The sequence below is a fragment of the Shigella sp. SIG3 genome (genome assembly GCF_053555855.1).
In genome coordinates this window covers 1-312 of sequence record NZ_JBQZXE010000357.1, presented here as the reverse complement: position 1 = coordinate 312, position 312 = coordinate 1, and the positions used below count along the sequence as shown (strand labels likewise).

The 312-nt window shown below is 54.5% G+C and carries 1 protein-coding gene; it reads right to left on the bottom strand.

Annotated features, from left to right (window positions below; genetic code table 11):
- The coding region (locus tag ACUU1I_RS21415) for a relaxase/mobilization nuclease domain-containing protein (protein ID WP_449144961.1) at positions 1-312 on the bottom strand (312 nt) is incomplete at both ends.

The following is a 312-nucleotide window of genomic DNA, read 5'->3' as shown; positions in this document are numbered from 1 at the left end:
ATCAATTCTAGGCCTGTCTGCGCGGTCGTAGTACGGCTGGAGGCGTTTTCCGGTCTGTAGCTCCATGTTCGGAATGACAAAATTCAGCTCAAGCCGTCCCTTGTCCTGGTGCTCCACCCACAGGATGCTGTACTGATTTTTTTCGAGACCGGGCATCAGTACACGCTCAAAGCTCGCCATCACTTTTTCACGTCCTCCCGGCGTCAGCTCCTTCTCCGCGAACGACAGAACACCGGACGTGTATTTCTTCGCAAATGGCGTGGCATCGATGAGTTCCCGGACTTCTTCCGGATTACCCTGAAGCACCGTTGC